Consider the following 17269-nt stretch of genomic DNA (forward strand, 5'->3'; position numbering starts at 1 on the left):
GACCCGCCGCCCTTGACCTCAACGTTGCTTGACGTTCCACGACCCCGACCATGACGGAGAACAGGCCGGTCATCGCTCGTGGAGCTGAGGCCATGGACGATGTCTTCGGCGACGGAGACGAGACCGGGTAGTGGCTCCCGGAACGACTCAGGCCCCTCGTCCTTGATCTAGGACAGGGGCCTGAGCTGTGATCTTGAGCTCCCGCGATAGGACTCGAACCTATAACCTGCCGGTTAACAGCCGGCTGCTCTGCCGTTGAGCTACGCGGGATCGATCGTTTGCGCACTTCGCCGGGGCCTTGTGGCCCCTGCGTGGCGCGCAGGAATAGATTAGCGCACTCCTGGAGTGCGTGTCGCATCGTGAGCGGGGTAGGCCCGGAGACAGCGGAGGTGCAATATGCGTTATCGAATGACATTCGCTGTTGGTATGGCGGTCGGCTATGTGCTCGGCAGCCGCGCCGGACGCGAACGGTACGAGCAGATCAGGCGGTCGGCCCAGCGCGTCGCCGACAACCCGCGGGTGCAGGAGATGGCCGGGGTGATGGGCGCGCAGGCGTCGAAGCTGGCGGGGATGGCCCGCACGAAGATGGGTGACACGCTGCAGCAGCGCATCCCGTTCCTCGGATCTCATGAGCACGACACCGGCACCGGCTGGCCCGACGAGGACCTCGCGGACAAGAAGGCCCGCGAGAGCGGCATCCCGTACTGACGGCGAACGAGGCATGGGGCCGCACGCCCCATGCCTCGCCGCGCCTGCTGTCTCGACGCACCACCGCTGAGCGCGACTCAGACGCCCATGCTGCGGCGTACGCCCTCCAGGACCTGTTCGGCCTGGGCGCGCAGGCCGGGGTCGTCGGGGTCGAGGCCGTCGTCGAAGACGAACGTCCAGCCGAGCACCTCGCCGCCGGGCGGCCGCCGCGCCACCAGCCGCACGCCGCCCCTGCCGGGCAGGCTCACGTGCTTGTTCACCACGATCGTCGCGTTGACCCGCTCGCGTACGGTCTCCGGCAGCATGCGCGGCTCGGCGATCCGTTCGACGTGCCAGAGGCCGTCGGTGGTGAGGACGCGCACGCCGTCCTCGTCCCACGACGCCTTGTCGATCTCCTCGTACGGCACCCGCGTGCCGTCGGACAGGTGGAGGGCCAGGTTCGTGGCCACCACGTGGCCGTTCTCGGCGCCGGCGAACGTCAGCACCCGCTCCCCGCGTTCGGTCTTCAGCGATTTGCGCACCTCAGCGGGCAGGCGGCGGAAAAGACTCATTCCACCACGGTATCGGCGAGCAGATCGAGGGTGAGAGCCGCGCTCCAGGAGAAATCGCGGCAGCCGCGCCCGCTGCCGTCGAAGGGGTCGAAACACTCCCGGAAACCGGCCTGCCGGACCAGCCGCAGGGTGCCGTTGGTGAGCTGGCGGGCGAGCTGGTCGAGAGAGTGCACGGCGGCGGCCCGGCGCAGCAGCCAGTTGGTGTTCACCCAGGAGGGGCCGCGCCAGTAGCGGGTGCGGTCGAACTGGGGGGCGCGGATCTCGCAGCTCGGCACCGGGTAGCCGGTCGCCCCCATGAACCTGGCCGACTCCAGGATCTCCACGGCGGCGCGTACGTGCTCGTGCGGCAGCCCGGGGTCGAGCAGGGGGCCGAACGAGCCGACGGTGCCCACCCTGATGAGCCGGTCGGCGCGCAGGTCCCTGGCGTAGAAGCAGCCGTCCCACAGGCGCTCGACCAGCGCCCGCCGGATGCGCTCGGCCCGTTCGGCGTGCGGGGCGGGGTCGGCGCCGGCCAGCGGGGCCAGCTCGGCCATGGCCTGGCAGGAGGCCAGCCAGATCCCGTTGAACAGCGGGTCCTCGATCGCGAACGGGTGCTCGTCGCGCAGGTATTCGGGGCTGTATCGGGCGTCCCGGTAGCGCAGGGCGAGCCAGACGTAGCGGTCGTGGTCGCTGGCGGGGTGGCGTTCGGCCATCTCGACGCCGCGCTGGCCGTACCCGACGACGGGGAGCGCGGCGAGGGCGTCGTCCCAGGCGGGGCTGTCGTCCATGCCGGACTCCCACGGGTGGACGATCGCGGCCAGGCCGGCGCCGCCGAGGTCGCGCGTGGCGGCGAGGTAGTCGTGCTGGGCGGCCAGCGCCGGGTACGCCCGCCGGACGAACGCCGTGTCGCCGGTGTAGCGGTAGAGCCACCACAGCGCGAGGCCGTGCAGCGGCGGCGCGGTGAGCCCGGAGGTGAGCACCCGCGGCGCGGCGTCGTGCTCCTGCGAGCGCCACACGGAGGGCCCGGGGAAGTACGCCTCGCGGGTGTGGAAGACGATGTGCGGCACCATTCCGGTCGCCCACTGCCCGCGCAGCAGGCTGAGCAGCTCGTCCTGGGCCCGGTCGGGGCGATGGCGGGCCAGACCGATGACGACGAACGCCGAATCCCAGCTCCATTGGTGCGGGTAGAGCCCTGGCGCGGGCACGGTGCCAGAGCCCGTCCAGTTCGCCTCGAGCACGGCCATCGCCTCGCGCCCGAGCGCGGCATCGTCGACCGCGGGCCGCGACTCCATCACCCAACTATGACTGGCGTTGCCTCATGACGCTATGTCCGCGTGGCCCACTTCGACACGAACACGACGCCGAGCGCCACGAGACCGATGATGAGCCCCCACTTGAGCAGCGTGAGCATGAAGCCCACGAGGGGCCCGACGAGTGCGAGCGCGGCCACGACGGCCACGATGATCAGAAGAATGCGTCCCATACCTCTGAACGCTATGAGATCTTTTAAGCGGATTGCAGGCGGGCCGGGGTTGAATCAGGGACAAGTCAGGGTCCCCCCGCCGACCGGTCAGGGGGCCCGCTCGCACGGGAGCGTGATCAGCCTGGGACCGCCGATGAGCAGGGAGGCCGCGGAGCACGCGCTGCGCGCCCGCGCCGACGAGCGTGACCGCATCTCCGACGACCTGCTCGACCTCGAATCCCATACGACGTACCGGCTGTTGAAGGGCGCCGCCCTGCGGGGGGCGACCGAACGGCGGTGGGCCGGGGCGCAGCAGTCGCTGGCCGTTCTGTGGTCGCTGCACGACGCCTATCGCGCCGTGCTGCGGGAGGCGGAGCGGGTGCGGGGCGAGCGCGGCAGGATGGGCGCCGAGCGGCTCGCGCGCCTGACGGAGCTGCTGTCCGGCCCGTCGGTGGTGCTGCGGGCGGCCACGCAGCCGGTCGAGCGGCGTTCGTTGCTGCCGCAGGCGGACGAGCGGCTGACCCTCGACGCGGCCGTGAGCCGGATGGACGCCGCGTTCCAGGAGGTCACCTCCGCGCTCAACGACATCGACGCGGTGTGGAACGCCGTGCTCCCCCGCCTCGACGCCGCCGAGGCCGACCTGCGCCGGATCCGCGAGCTGGAGGGCGAGCTGGGCGAGCAGGCCGGCGTGGACGCGCGGGAGCCGGCCCGGCTGCGCACGGCGGTGGTGCAGGATCCCCTCGGCGCGGCCGTCGCGCAGGACCTCGACCGGCTGGCGAAGCTGCTGGCCGACACGCGGGCGGAGCTGGAGCTGGCGGTCACGGTCAGGGCCGAGTACGCCCGGCGGCGGGAGAACCTGACGGCCGCGCTCGACGACGTGCGCTCTGCCGAGAGCGAGGCCCGGCTGGCCCACGGCGCGGTCGTCGTCAAGATCGCCCTGCCGCCGCAGGCCCTGCCGCGCGGCCGCGCCGACGCGCTGGCCGCCGGCCTGCAAGTCCTGGACGTCTCGGCCGAGCCGTGGGTGCGGCGGGCCAGGCGGCTGTCGGCGCTGGAGGACGAGATCCGCACGGCCGCCGAGCAGGCGCGGACCACCGCCAAGGCGCTGTACGGGCTGGTCGGCCGGCGCGACGAGTTACGCGGCCGGCTCGGCGCCTTCCAGATGACGGCGGCGCGCAAGGGCCTGGCCGAGGACCCGGACGCCGTCCGGCTGTACGAGCGGGCGCGCACGCTGCTGTGGACCGCCCCCTGCGACCTGACGAGGGCGGCCGCGGCCGTCGAGGACTACCGGCGCGCGTTACACGGAGACACACGGAGGCCAGGATGACCCGCTGCGCGCAGCCCGGCTGCACCGGGACGATCGAGGAGGGCTACTGCGACCTGTGCGGCCTGGCGGCGAGCGCGCCGCCGTTGCCGGCGCCGGCGTCGGAGCCGGCCCCCGTGGAGACGCGGCCGGTGAGCAGGCCGCCGAGCTCGCCGTCGGGCAGCGGGCGGTCGCGGGCGGGCGTGCCGGCCACCGTCGCGGACCTGCCGTCGGTGCCGGAGCGCGACCCGGCCGGTGCGGTGCTGCCCGACCCGGAGGTGCCGGAGTCCAAGCGGTTCTGTGCGAACCCCGACTGCGGGCAGCCGGTGGGGCGCTCCCGCGACGGGCGTCCCGGGCTGACGGAGGGATTCTGCTCGCACTGCCGTACGCGTTTCTCCTTCAGCCCGAAGCTGAAGAAGGGCGACCTGGTGGGCGGGCAGTACCGCGTGCTGGGCTGTCTGGCGCACGGCGGGCTGGGCTGGGTCTACCTCGCCGCCGACGAGAACCTCGACGGCCGCTGGGTCGTGCTCAAGGGCCTGCTCAACACGATGGACGCCGAGGCGCTGGCGGCGGCGGAGGCCGAGCGGAAGTTCCTGACGGCGGTCGACCACCCCAACATCGTCAAGATCTTCAACTTCGAGCGCTCTGCCGGGCTCGGCTACATCGTCATGGAGTACGTCGGCGGCCAGTCACTGCACGACCTGCGCCGCCAGGGCCCGCTCCCGCTGCGCGAGACACTCGTGTACGGCCGGGAGATCCTCCAGGCCTTCGCCTACCTGCACGAACACGGCCTGGTCTACTGCGACCTCAAACCGGCCAACGTGATCAGGGTCGGCAGGCGGCTCAGGCTCATCGACATGGGCGCCGTGCAGCCGATCGGCTCGCCGGTGGGGTCGTCGTGGGTCACGCCCGGCTACCACGCCCCCGAGCTGGGCAGCCGGCCCTCGTCGGTCGCGTCCGACCTCTACACCGTGGCCAGGACGCTCGCGGTGCTGGCGATCCCCGGGTTCAGCCCGCTGCAGGGCGGCGTGGCCGCGCCGCTGCCGGTGGACTGCGGCCATCCGTCGTTCACCCGGCTGCTGCGCAAGGCGACCGCGCCGGCCCCGGCCGACCGGTTCCAGAGCGCGTGGGAGATGGAGGAGCAGCTCGTCGGGGTGCTGCGGGAGGTGAGCGCGCTCGAGGACGGCGTGCCGTACCCGGCGTCCTCGGGGCTGTTCGGGCCGGAGCGCACGGCGGTGGGCACGGCGCTGTCAGAGGACGAGCGCGCCGTGTTCGGGCCGCTCGACCCGGTGGTGGCGGCCGCCGCGCTGCCGGCGCCGCTGGTGGATCCGTCGGACGCGGCGGCGGGTGCGCTCGCCGGTCTGGCGGGCCGCGACGGCAGGAAGCTGATCGAGCAGCTCGCGGCGCTGCCGCAGACCCCTGAGACGAAGCTGACACGGGCCCGGCTGCTGGCCGAGGAGGGCGCGCCGGAGGCGTCCGGCGTGCTGGACGCGCTGGAGGCGGAGCTGCCCGGTGACTGGCGGGTCACCTGGTTCCGCGCGGTGCAGGCGCTGGCCGCGCGCCGGCACGACGACGCGGTGTCGCTGTTCGACGCCTGCGTGTCGGAGCTGCCCGGCGAGCTGGCGCCCAAGCTGGCTCTCGCGCTGGCGCTGGAGTGCGCGGGCAAGCCGGCCGCCTTCTGGCACGACCTCGTCTGGCGTACCGACCGTGCCTACGTGAGCGCGGCGTTCGGGCTGGCCAGGGCGGGGCGGATGAACGTGCTGGACGCGGTGCCCGCCACGTCGGTCTACCGGGTGGCGGCACAGGTGGCGCTGGCGGTCTCGGTGGTGCGGCGGCCCGACGTGAGCGGGCTGCGCCCGGAGGAGCTGGTGGAGGCCGCCGAACGGGTGGCCGCCCAGAGCGACCTGGACGAGCGCCGCCGCGACCAGCTCGTCGCCGAGGTGCTGCGCGGCGCGCTGACCTGGCTGGAGTCGAACCCGCCGCCGAAGGGCGTGCTGCTGGGCGGGGCGCCGTTCACCGAGGCGGGGCTGCGCCGGCGGCTGGAGGGCATCTACCGCAGGCTGGCGGGGGCCGCCGGCTCGCGCCAGGAACGCCACGCGTTCATCGACCAGGCCAACGCCGTACGGCCGAGGACGTGGCTGTGATGGCGGGCTGTCCGGTCTGCGAGGCGCCGGTGCGGGCGGGCGAGTCGTACTGCGAGGCGTGCGGTCACGCCCTCGGGGCGCCGGCCTGCGTCTCCTGCGGCGCGGCGGCCGTGGACGCGGAGGGCTACTGCGAGCGGTGCGGGCTGCGCCAGCCGACGGGCCGCGACCACGCCGAGACGGTGCTCGGCGGCGGCGCGGCGGCGGTGACCGACCGCGGCCTGCGCCGTCCGCGCAACGAGGACGCGGTGGCGCTGCTGGAGGCGGGCGGGGCCGTGGTGGCGGTGGTGTGCGACGGTGTGGGCAGCTCGCCGCGGGCCGACGAGGCGTCCGCGGCGGCAGCCGGGACCGCCTCGGCCGCGCTGGCCAGAGGGGCGTCGCAGGCGGAGGCGTTCGAGCTGGCCGCCCGGGCCGTGGCCAAGCTGGCGACCTCGGTGGACGACGCCCCGGCCTGCACGTACGTGGCCGCCGTGGCGGAGGGCGGGACGGTCACGGTGAGCTGGGCGGGCGACACGCGCGCGTACTGGCTGCCACGGAGTTCCCCGGCGGCCACGCCGCTGACGGCGGACGACGTGGTGGAGACCGGCGAGCTGACCGCCTGGCTGGGCGCCGACGCCGGCGAGGTCCGCCCCCACGTGCGGACGCTGGCCCCCCGCGAGCCCGGCCTGCTGCTGGTCTGCAGCGACGGCCTGTGGCGCTACCTGGCCGGCTACGCCTTCCCGGCCTCCGGGACCCCCAGCGAGATGGCCCGCGAGCTGCTCCGGCACGCGCTGGACGCGGGAGGCCAGGACAACGTGACGATCGCCTTGATCCCCTTAGGAGAAGTGCATGGCTGAGCAGCCCGCTTTCACGCTGACCATCGACCAGAACAAGTACCTGCCGCTCGACGGCCGCGAGGTGCACGCCGTCCTCGCCATCGGCTCGACCGGCACGGCGACCACGCAGGCCGCGCCCGCCGAGGCGGCCGAGGTGATCATCATTGACACGTCAGGCTCGATGAGCGGCGCCAAGATCCGCGAGGCCAGGGAGGCGGCGGTGACGGCCGTACGGACCCTGCGCGACGGCGTGCACTTCGCCGTGGTGGCCGGTACGGGGCAGGCCAGGGTCGTTTTCCCCGGCGGCGACACCGGCCTGGTCCCGGCCGGCCCGGCCACCAGGGCCGAGGCCGAGCGGGCCGTCAACCAGTTGCTCGCGCACGGCGGCACCGCCATCGGCGAGTGGCTGAAGCTGGCCGGGCACCTGCTGACCAGCCGCCCGTCGGCGATCCGGCACGCGCTGCTGATGACCGACGGACAGAACAACGAGCGCGCCGGGGAGTTCGACGCGGTGCTGCGGGAGTGGAGCGGCACGTTCGTGTGCGACTCGCTGGGCATCGGCGCCGACTGGGTGCCTGCCGAGCTGCGCAAGGTGGCCGACGCGATGCTCGGCACGTTCGACTACGTCCGCGACCAGGGGGACCTGCCGGAGTACTTCCGGCGGCTCACGCAGGCGTCGATGAGCAAGACCGTGGCCGAGCTGTCGCTGCGGGTGTGGGTGCCGCAGGCCGCTCGGCTGATGTTCGTCAAGCAGGTCTCCCCCACGCTGCTCGACCTGACCGGCAAGCGCACCGACGTCAACCCGCTCACCGGCGACTACCCCACCGGCTCCTGGGGCGCGGAGGAACGCGAGTACCACATCTGCGTCGAGGTGCCGCCGGGCCAGATCGGCCAGGAGATCAGGGCGGGCTGGGTCAAGCTCGTACGCCCCGACACCCAGGAGGTCGTGGCCAGCGGCAACGTGCTGGCCCAGTGGACCGACGACCTGGCGCAGTCCACGCAGATCAACCGGAAGGTCGCCCACTACACCGGCCAGGCCGAGCTGCACGAGCTCATCCAGGAGGGGCTCGGCGCGCGCGCCATGGGCGACGTCGACACCGCCACCGCCCGCCTGGCCAAGGCTCGCGAGCTCGCCGCCGAGTCCGGCCGGGAGGACACCGCCCGCCTGCTGGAGAAAGTGGTCGAGGTCGACCCGGTCACGGGGACGGCCCGGCTACGCAACAAGGTCGACAAGACCGACGTGCTGGAGCTCGACACCGGCTCGGAGCGGACCAGCCGGCTGCGCAAGGAAGGAAGCTGACCGGTGATGGCCACCTGTCCGCAGGGGCACGCGTCGGGCGCGGACGACTACTGCGACGTCTGCGGCACGCAGCTGGCCCCCGCTTCCCCGCCGAGGAGTGAGCCCGCACCACAGTCGGCGCCCGCGAGCTGCCCCGTCTGCCGGACGCCGCGCGCCGGGCACTTCTGCGAGGTGTGCGGCCACGACTACACCGGCACCGGCGCCCCGGCCCCGATCCCGGCCCACGTGACGGGGGTCCGGTGGGAGGCCGTCGCCGCGGCCGACCGGGCGTACTACGAGAAGGTCATCGCCGAGGGCGGACCGGACGCCGGATCGGTGGCGTTCCCGCCGTACTGCCCCCAGCGGTCGTTCGCGCTGTCCGGCGAGCAGGTGCGCATCGGGCGGCGCAGCCGGGCCAGGAACCTCGCGCCCGAGATCGACCTGACCGGGCCGCCGGAGGATCCCGGCGTCTCCCACCTGCACGCCGTGCTGCTGGCCCAGCCGGACGGCTCGTGGCTGCTGGTGGATCCGGGCTCGTCCAACGGCACTCAGCTGAACGGCAGGCCGCTCACGGTGAACGTGCCGGTCCGGGTGGGCGCCGGCGACCGGATCCACGTCGGCGCCTGGACGGTCATCACCCTGAGGGAGGGAGCACCGTGACGATCGTGCAGACGCGGCCCGCGCCCGCCCCGGCGCGGCGCGGCGTCCCAGGACGGATCCGCGTCATCTCCGGCGTGACGGCCGCCGCGCTGGCCCTGCTGTTCGCGGCGCTCGCGGCGGGCGCCTGGACCGTCGGCGACGGGCTGCGGGTGATCGGCCGCGACGCCGGCCCGCAGGTCGTCGCCACCGCCGGGCTCTACCTGGCACTCAGCGACATGGACGCCCAGGTGGCCGACGCCCTCGTCATGGGCGAGGCGTACGACCGGGAGCGGCAGCAGGCCGTGGACCGGTACGAGCGGCGCCGGTCGGAGGCCAATCAGGCGCTGCTGAAGGCGTTCGAGCTGTCGGGCGACAACGAGGCCGAGCGGCGCACCGTGCAGTCGGTGCTGGACGGGCTCGGCCAGTACGAGCGGCTGGCCGCGCAGGCGCTGCTGCTGGACGAGCGGTCACCGCACCCGTCGGGCCCGCCGGCGGACGACGTCGTCCTGCTCCACCGGCAGGCGACCGACCTGATGCGGCTGGTGCTGCTGCCGCAGGCGTACAACCTGACGCTGGAGAACGGCACGATCGTGCGGCGTACGTACGACGACAAGGCGCTGACGGTGCCGCTGCTGCGCGGCGCGGTCGTGCTGGCCGGGCTGCTCGCCCTCGGGTGCCTGCTGGTGCTGCAGGTCTACCTGGCCAGGCGGTTCCGCCGGGTGTTCGGGCCGGCGCTGCTGGCCGCCACGGTGGCGACCGCGGTCGCGCTGCTCTTCGGGTCGAACGTGCTGGCGCAGGACGAGCAGGCGCTGCGGGAGGCCAAGACCGCCGGGTTCGACTCGATGCTGACGCTGGCCAGGGCCCGCGCGATCAGCAACAGCATGCAGGGCGACCAGAGTCGCTACCTGCTGGACAAGGCCCGCGCCGACACCTACGAGCACATGTATCTGGACAAGTCGCTGTCGGTGCTCTACGTCGAGGCGGGCAACCTGGAGACCTACCACGCCAAGGTGACCGGGCGTTCCGGCGAAGGGTTCCGTGGCCTGCTCGGCCCCGAGCTGGTCGGCAGGAGCGGCGAGGCGGCCATGGACGCCTACCGGCGGTTCCAGGCCGCGGACATGGACTTCCGCGCGCGGGCGGCCGACGGCCGGGTGCGCGAGGCGGTCGAGGCGCGGCTCGGCCCGGTCGGCGAGGCGTTCGACGCCTACGACCGTTCGCTGGTGGCGCTGTCCGAGCAGCATGAGAGCGCGTTCGAGCGGGCGATCGGCCGCGGCGAGAACACGCTGGACGGCCTGTGGCGGCTGCTGCCCTTCGCGATCGGCGCGATCGGCCTGCTGGTGGTCGCCGGGGTGTGGCCTCGACTGAAGGAGTACCGATGAAGCGGGTGCTGGCGGCCGTCGCCGCCCTCATGGCCGCGGCGGTGGTCGCCGGATGCGGGACCGGCGCCGCAGAGTCGATCGTGGACCAGGACGAGCTGGTCATCGCGGTGCGCCCCGACCTGCCCTCGATCGGCTTCCGCAAGGCGGACGGCTCCTTCGAGGGCTTCGACGTGGACGTGGCCCGCTACGTCGCCGGGAAGCTCGGCAAGCCGTTCACGTTCGTGCCGGTGCTGGCGGCCGACCGGGACAAGGTGCTGGTGGACGGGCGGGCCGACATGGTGGTGGCGACGTACACGATCAGCATGGACCGCAAGGCCACGGTGTTGTTCGCGGGGCCGTACCACATCTCCTACCAGGACATCCTGACGCGGCCGGACGACAGGATCGCGAACGTGCGCGATCTGGAGGGCCGGCGGATCTGCGAGGTCCAGGGCTCGAACGCGGCCCAGCGCGTCCTCGAGGAGCGGAAGGTGCCGGCGCGGGTCGTGCCGTTCGCCGACTACAAGGCGTGCCTGGCCGCGCTGAAGAGCGAGCAGGTGGACGCGGTCACCACCAACGACGTCATCCTGGCGGGCCTGGCCATGCAGGACGGCTCGGGGCTGCGGCTGAACAACGCGCAGTTCAACGAGCAGCGCAGCGGGATCGGGCTGCCGAAGGGCGACGTGCCGGGCTGCGAGGCGGTCAACCGGGCGATCACGGACATGTACCAGGACGGGACCACGGCGAAGCTGCTGCACCGGTGGTTCGGCACGTCAGGGCTGGACCTCAGCACGATCGCGGTGCCGCAGTTCGAGGGCTGCTCGTAGCGCGTCAGGCGGGCAGGCGGTGGCCGAGGCGCCGGGAGGCGTCCTCCGCCGCCGCCACGACCCGCGGCGCGAGGTCGCCCACGTCGGCGGGGGTCAGCCGCTGCGTCGGAGCGATCATGCCGAGGACCGCGACGAGGTCGCCGGTGTGGCCGAAGACGGGCGCGCTGATGGAGGCCGCGCCGACGTCGCGCTCCTCGAACGTCGCCGAGTAGCCGCGCCTGCGCACCTCGGCGAGCTGCTCGTCCAGCACGTCGATGTCGACGACGGTGCGCGAGGTGTGGCGGGTCAGGCCGTGGCCGACCGCCGCACGGCGGGCCGCGGGGTCGAAGGCCATGAAGACCTTGCCGGCCGAGCCCGCGTGCAGCGGCATCACCATGCCGACCGTGAAGATGCGCATCACCGAGTAGCGGGTCTCGGCCAGGCTCACCACCGTGCGGTAGGGCCCGTCGCGCACGTACAGGGCGGTCGACTCGCCGGTCTGGTCGCGCAGCCGGCGCAGCACCGGACGGGTGAGCTGCACGATGTCGAGGCCGAGGGTGCCGGGGGCGGCCCAGCGCACCAGGTCGAGGCCGATGCGGTAGACGTCGTCGTTGCGGTCGAGGAAGCCCTCGCGCAGCAGGCTGTTCACCAGCCGCTGGCAGGTGCTGGCGGGCAGCCCGGTGATCTTGGTGATCTGCTGGAGGGTCAGCTCGGGCCGTTCGACGGTGAAGCACTCGAGGATCTGGCGGATCTTCCGCAGGACCAGCACCTGGGAGGTGCCCGATTCTTCGCTCTTGCCCATCAGTGCCTTCCCGACGCGACTTCGGAAGATACCGTACGTCAGGGCGCGGCGGCCGTCCCGCGCACGGCCACCGGCTCGGCCGGCACGGCCGACAGCGCGGAGTCGAGCCGGTGGCCCAGCAGCGCCCCCACCTCGTCGCGGACGGCGACGAGCCTACCGGGATCGATCCCGGTGGCGAAGCCCGCGTGATGGCAGAGGTTGACCAGGTCGTCGGTGCCGATGTTGCCCGCGGCGCCGGGCGCGAACGGGCAGCCGCCGACCCCGCCCAGCGAGGCGTCGAAGCGCCGGATCCCCAGCTGGAGCGCCTCCCAGGCGTTCGCCGAGGCCATGCCGTACGTGTTGTGCAGGTGCAGCCCGAGCGGCGGCTCCGGGAACGCGTCGCGCACGGCGGTGACCGTGCGCCGGATGTGCCACGGACTGGCCGCCCCGATCGTGTCGGCCAGGTGCAGCACCTTGATGCCGAACGCGCTCAGCGACCCGGCCACGTCCACGACCCGCTCCGGGGCGGTCTCGCCGTCGAAGGGGCAGACGAACGCCGTGGCGATGGTCGCCTCGATCCGCACCCCGGCCCCCGTCAGCAGCTCGGCGGCCGGGCGCAGGCGGGCGAGGGCGTCCTGGGTGGGTACTCCGGCGTTGGCCTTGCTGTGGCCGTCACTGGCCGAGACGACGAACCGCACGTGCCGGGCCCCGGCCTCGATCGCCCGGCGCGCTCCCCGCTCGTTGAAGACCAGGGTGTGCAGGGCCACCGACTCCGCGGGGCGCAGCTCGCGCACCAGCCGGTCGGTGTCGGCCATCTGCGGCACCTTCTCCGGGTGGACGAACGAGCCGACCTCCAGCGAGGTGAGCCCGGCGGCCATCAGCCCGTACGCCAGCCGGATCTTGTCGGCGGTCGGGACGACCACCGGCTCGATCTGCAGGCCGTCCCGCAGGAGGACCTCCGTGATGAGGACCTGGTCGTTCGTGCCGGTCATTCAGATCACCCCCAGGTCGCGCAGCTCTGCGCGCCGCGCGTCGTCGATGCCGAGTTCGGCCAGTACGGCGTCGGTGTGCTCGCCCAGCTCCGGGCCGAGCCACCGGGTGCGGCCGGGCTGCTCGGCGAGCTTCGGCACGACGCCGGGGAAGGCCACCTCGCGCTCGTGGCCCGGGGCGACGGCCACGCGGTGCCGCTCCAGCATGCCGCGGGCCGCGTAGTGCGGGTCCTTGGCGATGTCGGCCGCCGTGTAGATGGGCGACGACGGGATCTGCCCCTCGTCCAGCTGTTTGAGCACCTCCTCGTGCGGCAGCCGCGCGGTCCAGTCCGCGATGGCGGCGTCGAGGCTCCCGGCGCGCCGCACCCGCCCGGCGTTGTCGGCCAGTGCCGGGTCGTCGGCCAGGTCAGGGCGGCCGATCACCCGCATGAGCCGCTTGAAGATCGAGTCGCCGTTGCCGCTGATCACGACGTACTTGCCGTCGCCGCACAGATAGGTGCCGGACGGCGCGATGCCCGGCAGTGAGGCGCCGGTCCGCTCGGGCTCGACGGCGAAGGCGTCGTAGTCGGGGGTCAGGGACTCCATCAGGGAGTAGACCGCCTCGTACAGGGCCACGTCCACGATGTCTCCCCGTCCGGTGACCGATCGGCGGCGCAGGGCGGTCAGGGCACCGATGACGGCGTACAGGCCGGCGACCGAGTCGGCGAGGCTGATGCCGACGCGGGTGGGGGGACGGTCGGGGTAGCCGGTGAGGTTCCTGAGCCCGCCGACGGCCTCGGCGACGCCGCCGAAGCCTGGGCGGTCGCGGTAGGGGCCGCTCTGCCCGTACCCGGAGATGCGGACGACGATGACGCCCGGGTTCGCCTCGCGCATGCGCTCGACGTCCAGGCCCCAGCGTTCCAGGGTGCCGGGGCGGAAGTTCTCCAGCACCACGTCGGAGCGGCGGACGAGGTCGAGGGCGACGGTACGGCCCTCCGGGTGCCTCAGGTCGAGCGTTACGGAGCGCTTGTTCCGGTTCATCGCGCGGAACAGCAGCGAGGTCTCGCCCTCGTGGAGCCGCCATCGGCGCAGCTCGTCGCCGCCGCGGGGGCGTTCGACCTTGACGACGTCCGCCCCGAAGTCGGCCATGAGGCGGCCGGCCGAGGGGGCCGCGATGAAGTTGCCCAGTTCGAGCACCCGCACACCGTCCAGGGCTCCGCTCAGATCGGCCATGTCCCCCACCCTCCAGCTCGCCATCCCGCAATGTGGGTCTACATCCCAGAATGCGAGTTCCCTCCCGGATCGGTCAATCCCCACCAGTAGTAAAAAAAGGGACTAAATGCACCAAAAACCGCGTTACTGGGCTCTTGACCGGGCTGCCGAGCGGGCTCATGATGAGTTGCCATCCCAGCGTCAACGGGCTGGATCCCCGCCGTGACGACCCCGTTACGAGCCGCCGCCGCCCCCCTGCCTCCGAGCGAAGGAGCAGTGGATGTCCGACATCGCAGTCCTCGCCAGTACGGCGGTGGCGATCGTCGCCACCGTGGTGCTCATCGTCCGCTTCCACGTGAACCCGGTGATCTCGCTCGTTCTCGGATCTCTGGGCCTCGGGCTCATGACCCGCCTGGGCTTCGGCAAGACGGTGGAGACCATCACCAAGGGCTTCGGCGACATCATGGCCGATGTCGGGCTGCTCATCGCGTTCGGCGTGCTGACGGGGTCGATGCTCAAGGAGATGGGCGCCATCGAGCGGCTGGTCGACCGCCTGCTACGGGTGTTCGGCCCGGAGCGGCTGCCGTACTCGATGGCGCTGACCATCGGCACCCTGCTCCAGTCGATCTACCTCGACGTGCTGCTGGTGATCTCGGCGCCGCTGGCCCGCACCGCCTCGCGCCAGATCGGCCCGCTGGGCACGCCGCGCATGGCCGCCGCCATGGCGATCGGGCTCGAGTGCGGCATCGTGCTGATGGTGCCGGGGGTGGGCACCCTCGCCCTGGCGGCGCTGCTGCACGTACCGCTCGGCACGATGCTGCTCTGGGGGCTGCTGCTGATCATCCCGACGATCGTCTTCTCCGTGGCGATCATGACGTTCCTGTTCCGCCGGGGCTTCTGGAACACCGCGGCCGACGAGATCGTCGCCGTCGAGGAGGCCGGCGCCCCCGTCGCGGAAGTGGTGGAGAAGGAGCAGGCGGCAGCGGTGGGCGTGCGGGCCGCTCAGGCTCCCGCTCCGGCACGGCCCGTCACCCCGGGGGCGGGCGGCACGCCCGTGGGCGGCGCGAAGCCGGCCGCCGGGCCGCGCGGCGCCGAGAGCGGGCCGCGCCTGCTGGTCAGTTTCGGACCGCTCATCCTCGCCCTGCTGATGATCGCCGGCGGCGCTATCGCCCAGGCCGCGGACGTGGAGAACGACGTGATGGCGTTCTTCTCGAACCCGGTCGTCGCCCTGCTGGTCGGCCTCATCGGCACCCTGGTCGTCACCCGCCGCTTCACCGGCAGGAGCGGCGTGGAGAGGGCGATCGCCAACGGCTTCAGGGAGAGCGGTCAGATCCTCATCCTCACGGCGGTCGGCGGCTCGCTCGCCGCCGTCGTGGCGGCCGGCGGCCTCGGCGACATCCTGCGCGGGTACTTCACCGCCGGCACGTTCCTGCCGCTGGTGGTGGTGTGGCTGGTCGCCGCGGTCCTGCACGTCGCGGTCGGTTCCGTCACCATCTCGGCCATCACCGCGGCCGGCATCCTCGCCCCCGTCGCGCCCGCCCTCGGCATCGATCCCGTGCTGATCGCGCTGGCCGCGGGGTCCGGGTCGCTGTTCTGCGTGCACGTCACCAGCAACACGTTCTGGCTGCTGCAGTCGCTGCTCGGCCAGACCACCCGGGGCGCGCTCAAGACCACCACGGTCGCGGTCTCCGTCGCCTCGGTCGTGGCCATCCTCCTGCTGGTGCCGATCAGCCTGCTCTTCTGAACAGGCTCCAACAGACGGGCTCCAACGGACGGGCCGGTGGCCCGGGGGCCACCGGCCGTACTTCGTCAGTCGAGATAGTCCCGCAGCATCTGCGCGCGCGTCGGGTGGCGGAGCTTGGCCAGGGTCTTCGACTCGATCTGGCGGATGCGCTCCCGCGTCACGCCGAACTCCCTGCCCACCTCCTCCAGCGTGCGCGGATGCCCGTCGGCCAGGCCGAACCGGAGCTGGATGATGCGCTGCTCCCGGTCGGAGAGCGTGGCCAGGATGTCGTCGAGCTGGTCCTGCAACATGATGAAGGCCGCGGCCTCCATCGGCACGACCGCGTCGGCGTCCTCGATGAAGTCTCCGAGGTCGGAGTCCTCCTCGCCGATCGGCGACTGCAACGACACGGGCTCCTGGGCGATGCGCTGGATCTCCACCACGCGATCGACCGGGAGGTCCATCTCCTGGGCGATCTCCTCGGGGATCGGCTCGCGGCCGAGATCCTGGTGGAGCTGACGCTGCACCCTGACGAGCTTGTTGATGGTCTCCACCATGTGGACCGGGATGCGGATCGTCCGCGCCTGGTCGGCGATGGCCCTCGTGATCGCCTGCCGGATCCACCAGGTGGCGTAGGTGGAGAACTTGTAACCCTTGGTGTAGTCGAACTTCTCGACGGCCCTGATGAGCCCGAGGTTGCCCTCCTGGATGAGGTCCAGGAACAGCATGCCGCGGCCGACGTACCGCTTGGCGATCGACACCACGAGCCTCAGGTTGGCCTCGATGAGCCGCTGTTTGGCTCTGGTGCCCTGCCAGACGAGCTCCCGCAGCTCCGGGAAGGCCAGGCGTGAGACCCCGTTGGCCAGTTTGTCCTCGGCGAACAGGCCGGCTTCGATCGACTTGGCGAGCTCCACCTCCTCCTCGGCGGTCAGCAAAGGCACGCGGCCGATCTCGCGCAGATAGATGCGGACGAGATCGCTGGTTGGCGCCCGCTTGCCTACGTCCTCCTCATCGGCGCGGGGGGACTCCTCGTCGCCCTGGGGCTCGAGGACCTCCACACCGTTCTCGGCGAGCATGCGCACGACGCGCTCCAGCGCGTCGGACGGCAGCTCGGATCGGTCAAGCGCGGCTGCGACGTCATCGACGGTTACGCTTCCGCGCTCCCTTCCCTTTGCGACGAGGTCCGCCACTTGATCTACCGATGGCGGTCCGCTTGACAGCACCGATGCACCCACGGGACACAGTCTGCAGTATTGGTTCCAGCAAATGGCAGACCCATTTTTGTCACAGAAGGTAAGGCGATCGTCCTTACCGAATTGAGATCGCCATAAGGTTTAGCCCAAGTTTGATCAGGAAAGTAAAGTCAATTACGCGATCAGGATTCACGCGCCCGGCGGGCGTCCAGCGCCGGACGCAACCTTTTCCCTGCCCGGATACCCCGCACCCCGTGCCACGGCGGCCGTTGGACCGTGCCAAGTTCCCGTCTGAACCGCCCTGGTATACCGCCAGTAACGCTTCCGAACTGTTACAAACCCCCACCCTCACTC

At 72.3% G+C, this 17269-nt stretch carries 16 protein-coding genes and 1 tRNA gene; 9 read left to right on the plus strand and 8 right to left on the minus strand.

The window, feature by feature from the left end:
• Positions 1-198: 198 nt before the first annotated feature.
• A tRNA-Asn gene (locus tag E1286_RS02955) sits at positions 199-270 on the minus strand.
• A 126-nt stretch (positions 271-396) separates the two neighbouring features.
• Between E1286_RS02955 and E1286_RS02960 the strand changes: the two genes are divergently transcribed.
• Positions 397-708, plus strand: coding sequence for a YtxH domain-containing protein (locus tag E1286_RS02960; protein ID WP_132608712.1), 312 nt, complete (start codon positions 397-399; stop codon positions 706-708).
• Between the two features lie 77 nt (positions 709-785).
• Here E1286_RS02960 and E1286_RS02965 read toward each other — a convergent pair whose 3' ends face one another.
• The 3 genes from E1286_RS02965 to E1286_RS47500 are packed head-to-tail and all read right to left on the minus strand — an operon-like array spanning position 786 to position 2721.
• A complete protein-coding gene (locus tag E1286_RS02965) occupies positions 786-1259 on the minus strand; it encodes a hypothetical protein (protein WP_132608713.1) in 474 nt (157 codons plus the stop codon).
• A complete protein-coding gene (locus tag E1286_RS02970; RefSeq protein WP_165969541.1) occupies positions 1256-2530 on the minus strand; it encodes an amylo-alpha-1,6-glucosidase in 1275 nt (424 codons plus the stop codon). Before E1286_RS02970 ends, E1286_RS02965 begins: the two co-directional genes overlap by 4 nt.
• Before the next feature lie 32 nt (positions 2531-2562).
• Positions 2563-2721 carry a hypothetical protein gene (locus E1286_RS47500; protein WP_165969542.1) on the minus strand — a complete coding sequence of 53 codons (159 nt, stop codon included), beginning with the start codon at positions 2719-2721 and terminating at the stop codon, positions 2563-2565.
• A 133-nt stretch (positions 2722-2854) separates the two neighbouring features.
• Here E1286_RS47500 and E1286_RS02975 point away from each other — a divergent pair, with 133 nt between their 5' ends.
• The 7 genes from E1286_RS02975 to E1286_RS03005 are packed head-to-tail and all read left to right on the plus strand — an operon-like array spanning position 2855 to position 11059.
• Positions 2855-4024, plus strand: coding sequence for a coiled-coil domain-containing protein (locus tag E1286_RS02975; protein ID WP_132608715.1), 1170 nt, complete (start codon positions 2855-2857; stop codon positions 4022-4024).
• Complete coding sequence (locus E1286_RS02980; protein WP_132608716.1) at positions 4021-6144, plus strand: serine/threonine-protein kinase; 2124 nt, start codon at positions 4021-4023, stop codon at positions 6142-6144. The genes E1286_RS02975 and E1286_RS02980 overlap by 4 nt, the downstream gene beginning before the upstream one ends.
• On the plus strand, positions 6144-6977 hold the full coding sequence (locus tag E1286_RS02985; RefSeq protein ID WP_132608717.1) for a PP2C family protein-serine/threonine phosphatase: 834 nt from the start codon (positions 6144-6146) through the stop codon (positions 6975-6977). The genes E1286_RS02980 and E1286_RS02985 overlap by 1 nt, the downstream gene beginning before the upstream one ends.
• On the plus strand, positions 6970-8256 hold the full coding sequence (locus E1286_RS02990; protein WP_132608718.1) for a vWA domain-containing protein: 1287 nt from the start codon (positions 6970-6972) through the stop codon (positions 8254-8256). Before E1286_RS02985 ends, E1286_RS02990 begins: the two co-directional genes overlap by 8 nt.
• Positions 8257-8262: 6 nt before the next feature.
• The gene (locus E1286_RS02995) at positions 8263-8895 is read left to right on the plus strand and encodes an FHA domain-containing protein (protein ID WP_132608719.1); all 633 of its coding nucleotides are present in this window, start codon (positions 8263-8265) and stop codon (positions 8893-8895) included.
• Positions 8892-10253 carry a hypothetical protein gene (locus tag E1286_RS03000; RefSeq protein ID WP_246074367.1) on the plus strand — a complete coding sequence of 454 codons (1362 nt, stop codon included), beginning with the start codon at positions 8892-8894 and terminating at the stop codon, positions 10251-10253. Before E1286_RS02995 ends, E1286_RS03000 begins: the two co-directional genes overlap by 4 nt.
• Positions 10250-11059, plus strand: coding sequence for a transporter substrate-binding domain-containing protein (locus E1286_RS03005; protein ID WP_132608720.1), 810 nt, complete (start codon positions 10250-10252; stop codon positions 11057-11059). The genes E1286_RS03000 and E1286_RS03005 overlap by 4 nt, the downstream gene beginning before the upstream one ends.
• Before the next feature lie 4 nt (positions 11060-11063).
• On the opposite strand, the gene E1286_RS03010 is transcribed toward E1286_RS03005, so the two are convergent.
• Genes E1286_RS03010 through E1286_RS03020 form a run of 3 tightly spaced genes read right to left on the minus strand, consistent with a single transcriptional unit; the run spans position 11064 to position 14020 of the window.
• Entirely contained in the window at positions 11064-11840 is a 777-nt protein-coding gene (locus E1286_RS03010; protein ID WP_132608721.1) for an IclR family transcriptional regulator, read from the minus strand.
• A gap of 38 nt (positions 11841-11878) precedes the next feature.
• Positions 11879-12811 carry a hydroxymethylglutaryl-CoA lyase gene (locus E1286_RS03015; RefSeq protein ID WP_132608722.1) on the minus strand — a complete coding sequence of 311 codons (933 nt, stop codon included), beginning with the start codon at positions 12809-12811 and terminating at the stop codon, positions 11879-11881.
• Positions 12812-14020, minus strand: a complete 1209-nt coding sequence (locus E1286_RS03020) for a CaiB/BaiF CoA transferase family protein (protein ID WP_132608723.1) — start codon at positions 14018-14020, stop codon at positions 12812-12814.
• Positions 14021-14279: 259 nt separating this feature from the next.
• On the opposite strand from E1286_RS03020, the gene E1286_RS03025 reads away from it, so the two are divergent.
• Positions 14280-15743 (plus strand): GntP family permease, encoded by a 1464-nt coding sequence (locus E1286_RS03025; protein ID WP_132608724.1) that lies wholly within the window; start codon positions 14280-14282, stop codon positions 15741-15743.
• Between the two features lie 65 nt (positions 15744-15808).
• Here E1286_RS03025 and rpoD read toward each other — a convergent pair whose 3' ends face one another.
• Positions 15809-16912 (minus strand): RNA polymerase sigma factor RpoD, encoded by a 1104-nt coding sequence (rpoD, locus tag E1286_RS03030; protein WP_397054722.1) that lies wholly within the window; start codon positions 16910-16912, stop codon positions 15809-15811.
• Between the last annotated feature and the right edge of the window lie 357 nt (positions 16913-17269).

This window comes from Nonomuraea terrae (assembly GCF_004348995.1).
GTDB lineage: Bacteria > Actinomycetota > Actinomycetes > Streptosporangiales > Streptosporangiaceae > Nonomuraea > Nonomuraea terrae.

Coding starts and splice junctions, on each gene's coding strand:
- E1286_RS02960 (WP_132608712.1), top strand. CDS start 397: ATGCGTTATCGAATGACATTCGCTGTTGGTATGGCGGTCGGCTATGTG.
- E1286_RS02965 (WP_132608713.1), bottom strand. CDS start 1,259: ATGAGTCTTTTCCGCCGCCTGCCCGCTGAGGTGCGCAAATCGCTGAAG.
- E1286_RS02970 (WP_165969541.1), bottom strand. CDS start 2,530: ATGGAGTCGCGGCCCGCGGTCGACGATGCCGCGCTCGGGCGCGAGGCG.
- E1286_RS47500 (WP_165969542.1), bottom strand. CDS start 2,721: ATGGGACGCATTCTTCTGATCATCGTGGCCGTCGTGGCCGCGCTCGCA.
- E1286_RS02975 (WP_132608715.1), top strand. CDS start 2,855: ATGAGCAGGGAGGCCGCGGAGCACGCGCTGCGCGCCCGCGCCGACGAG.
- E1286_RS02980 (WP_132608716.1), top strand. CDS start 4,021: ATGACCCGCTGCGCGCAGCCCGGCTGCACCGGGACGATCGAGGAGGGC.
- E1286_RS02985 (WP_132608717.1), top strand. CDS start 6,144: ATGGCGGGCTGTCCGGTCTGCGAGGCGCCGGTGCGGGCGGGCGAGTCG.
- E1286_RS02990 (WP_132608718.1), top strand. CDS start 6,970: ATGGCTGAGCAGCCCGCTTTCACGCTGACCATCGACCAGAACAAGTAC.
- E1286_RS02995 (WP_132608719.1), top strand. CDS start 8,263: ATGGCCACCTGTCCGCAGGGGCACGCGTCGGGCGCGGACGACTACTGC.
- E1286_RS03005 (WP_132608720.1), top strand. CDS start 10,250: ATGAAGCGGGTGCTGGCGGCCGTCGCCGCCCTCATGGCCGCGGCGGTG.
- E1286_RS03010 (WP_132608721.1), bottom strand. CDS start 11,840: ATGGGCAAGAGCGAAGAATCGGGCACCTCCCAGGTGCTGGTCCTGCGG.
- E1286_RS03015 (WP_132608722.1), bottom strand. CDS start 12,811: ATGACCGGCACGAACGACCAGGTCCTCATCACGGAGGTCCTCCTGCGG.
- E1286_RS03020 (WP_132608723.1), bottom strand. CDS start 14,020: ATGGCCGATCTGAGCGGAGCCCTGGACGGTGTGCGGGTGCTCGAACTG.
- E1286_RS03025 (WP_132608724.1), top strand. CDS start 14,280: ATGTCCGACATCGCAGTCCTCGCCAGTACGGCGGTGGCGATCGTCGCC.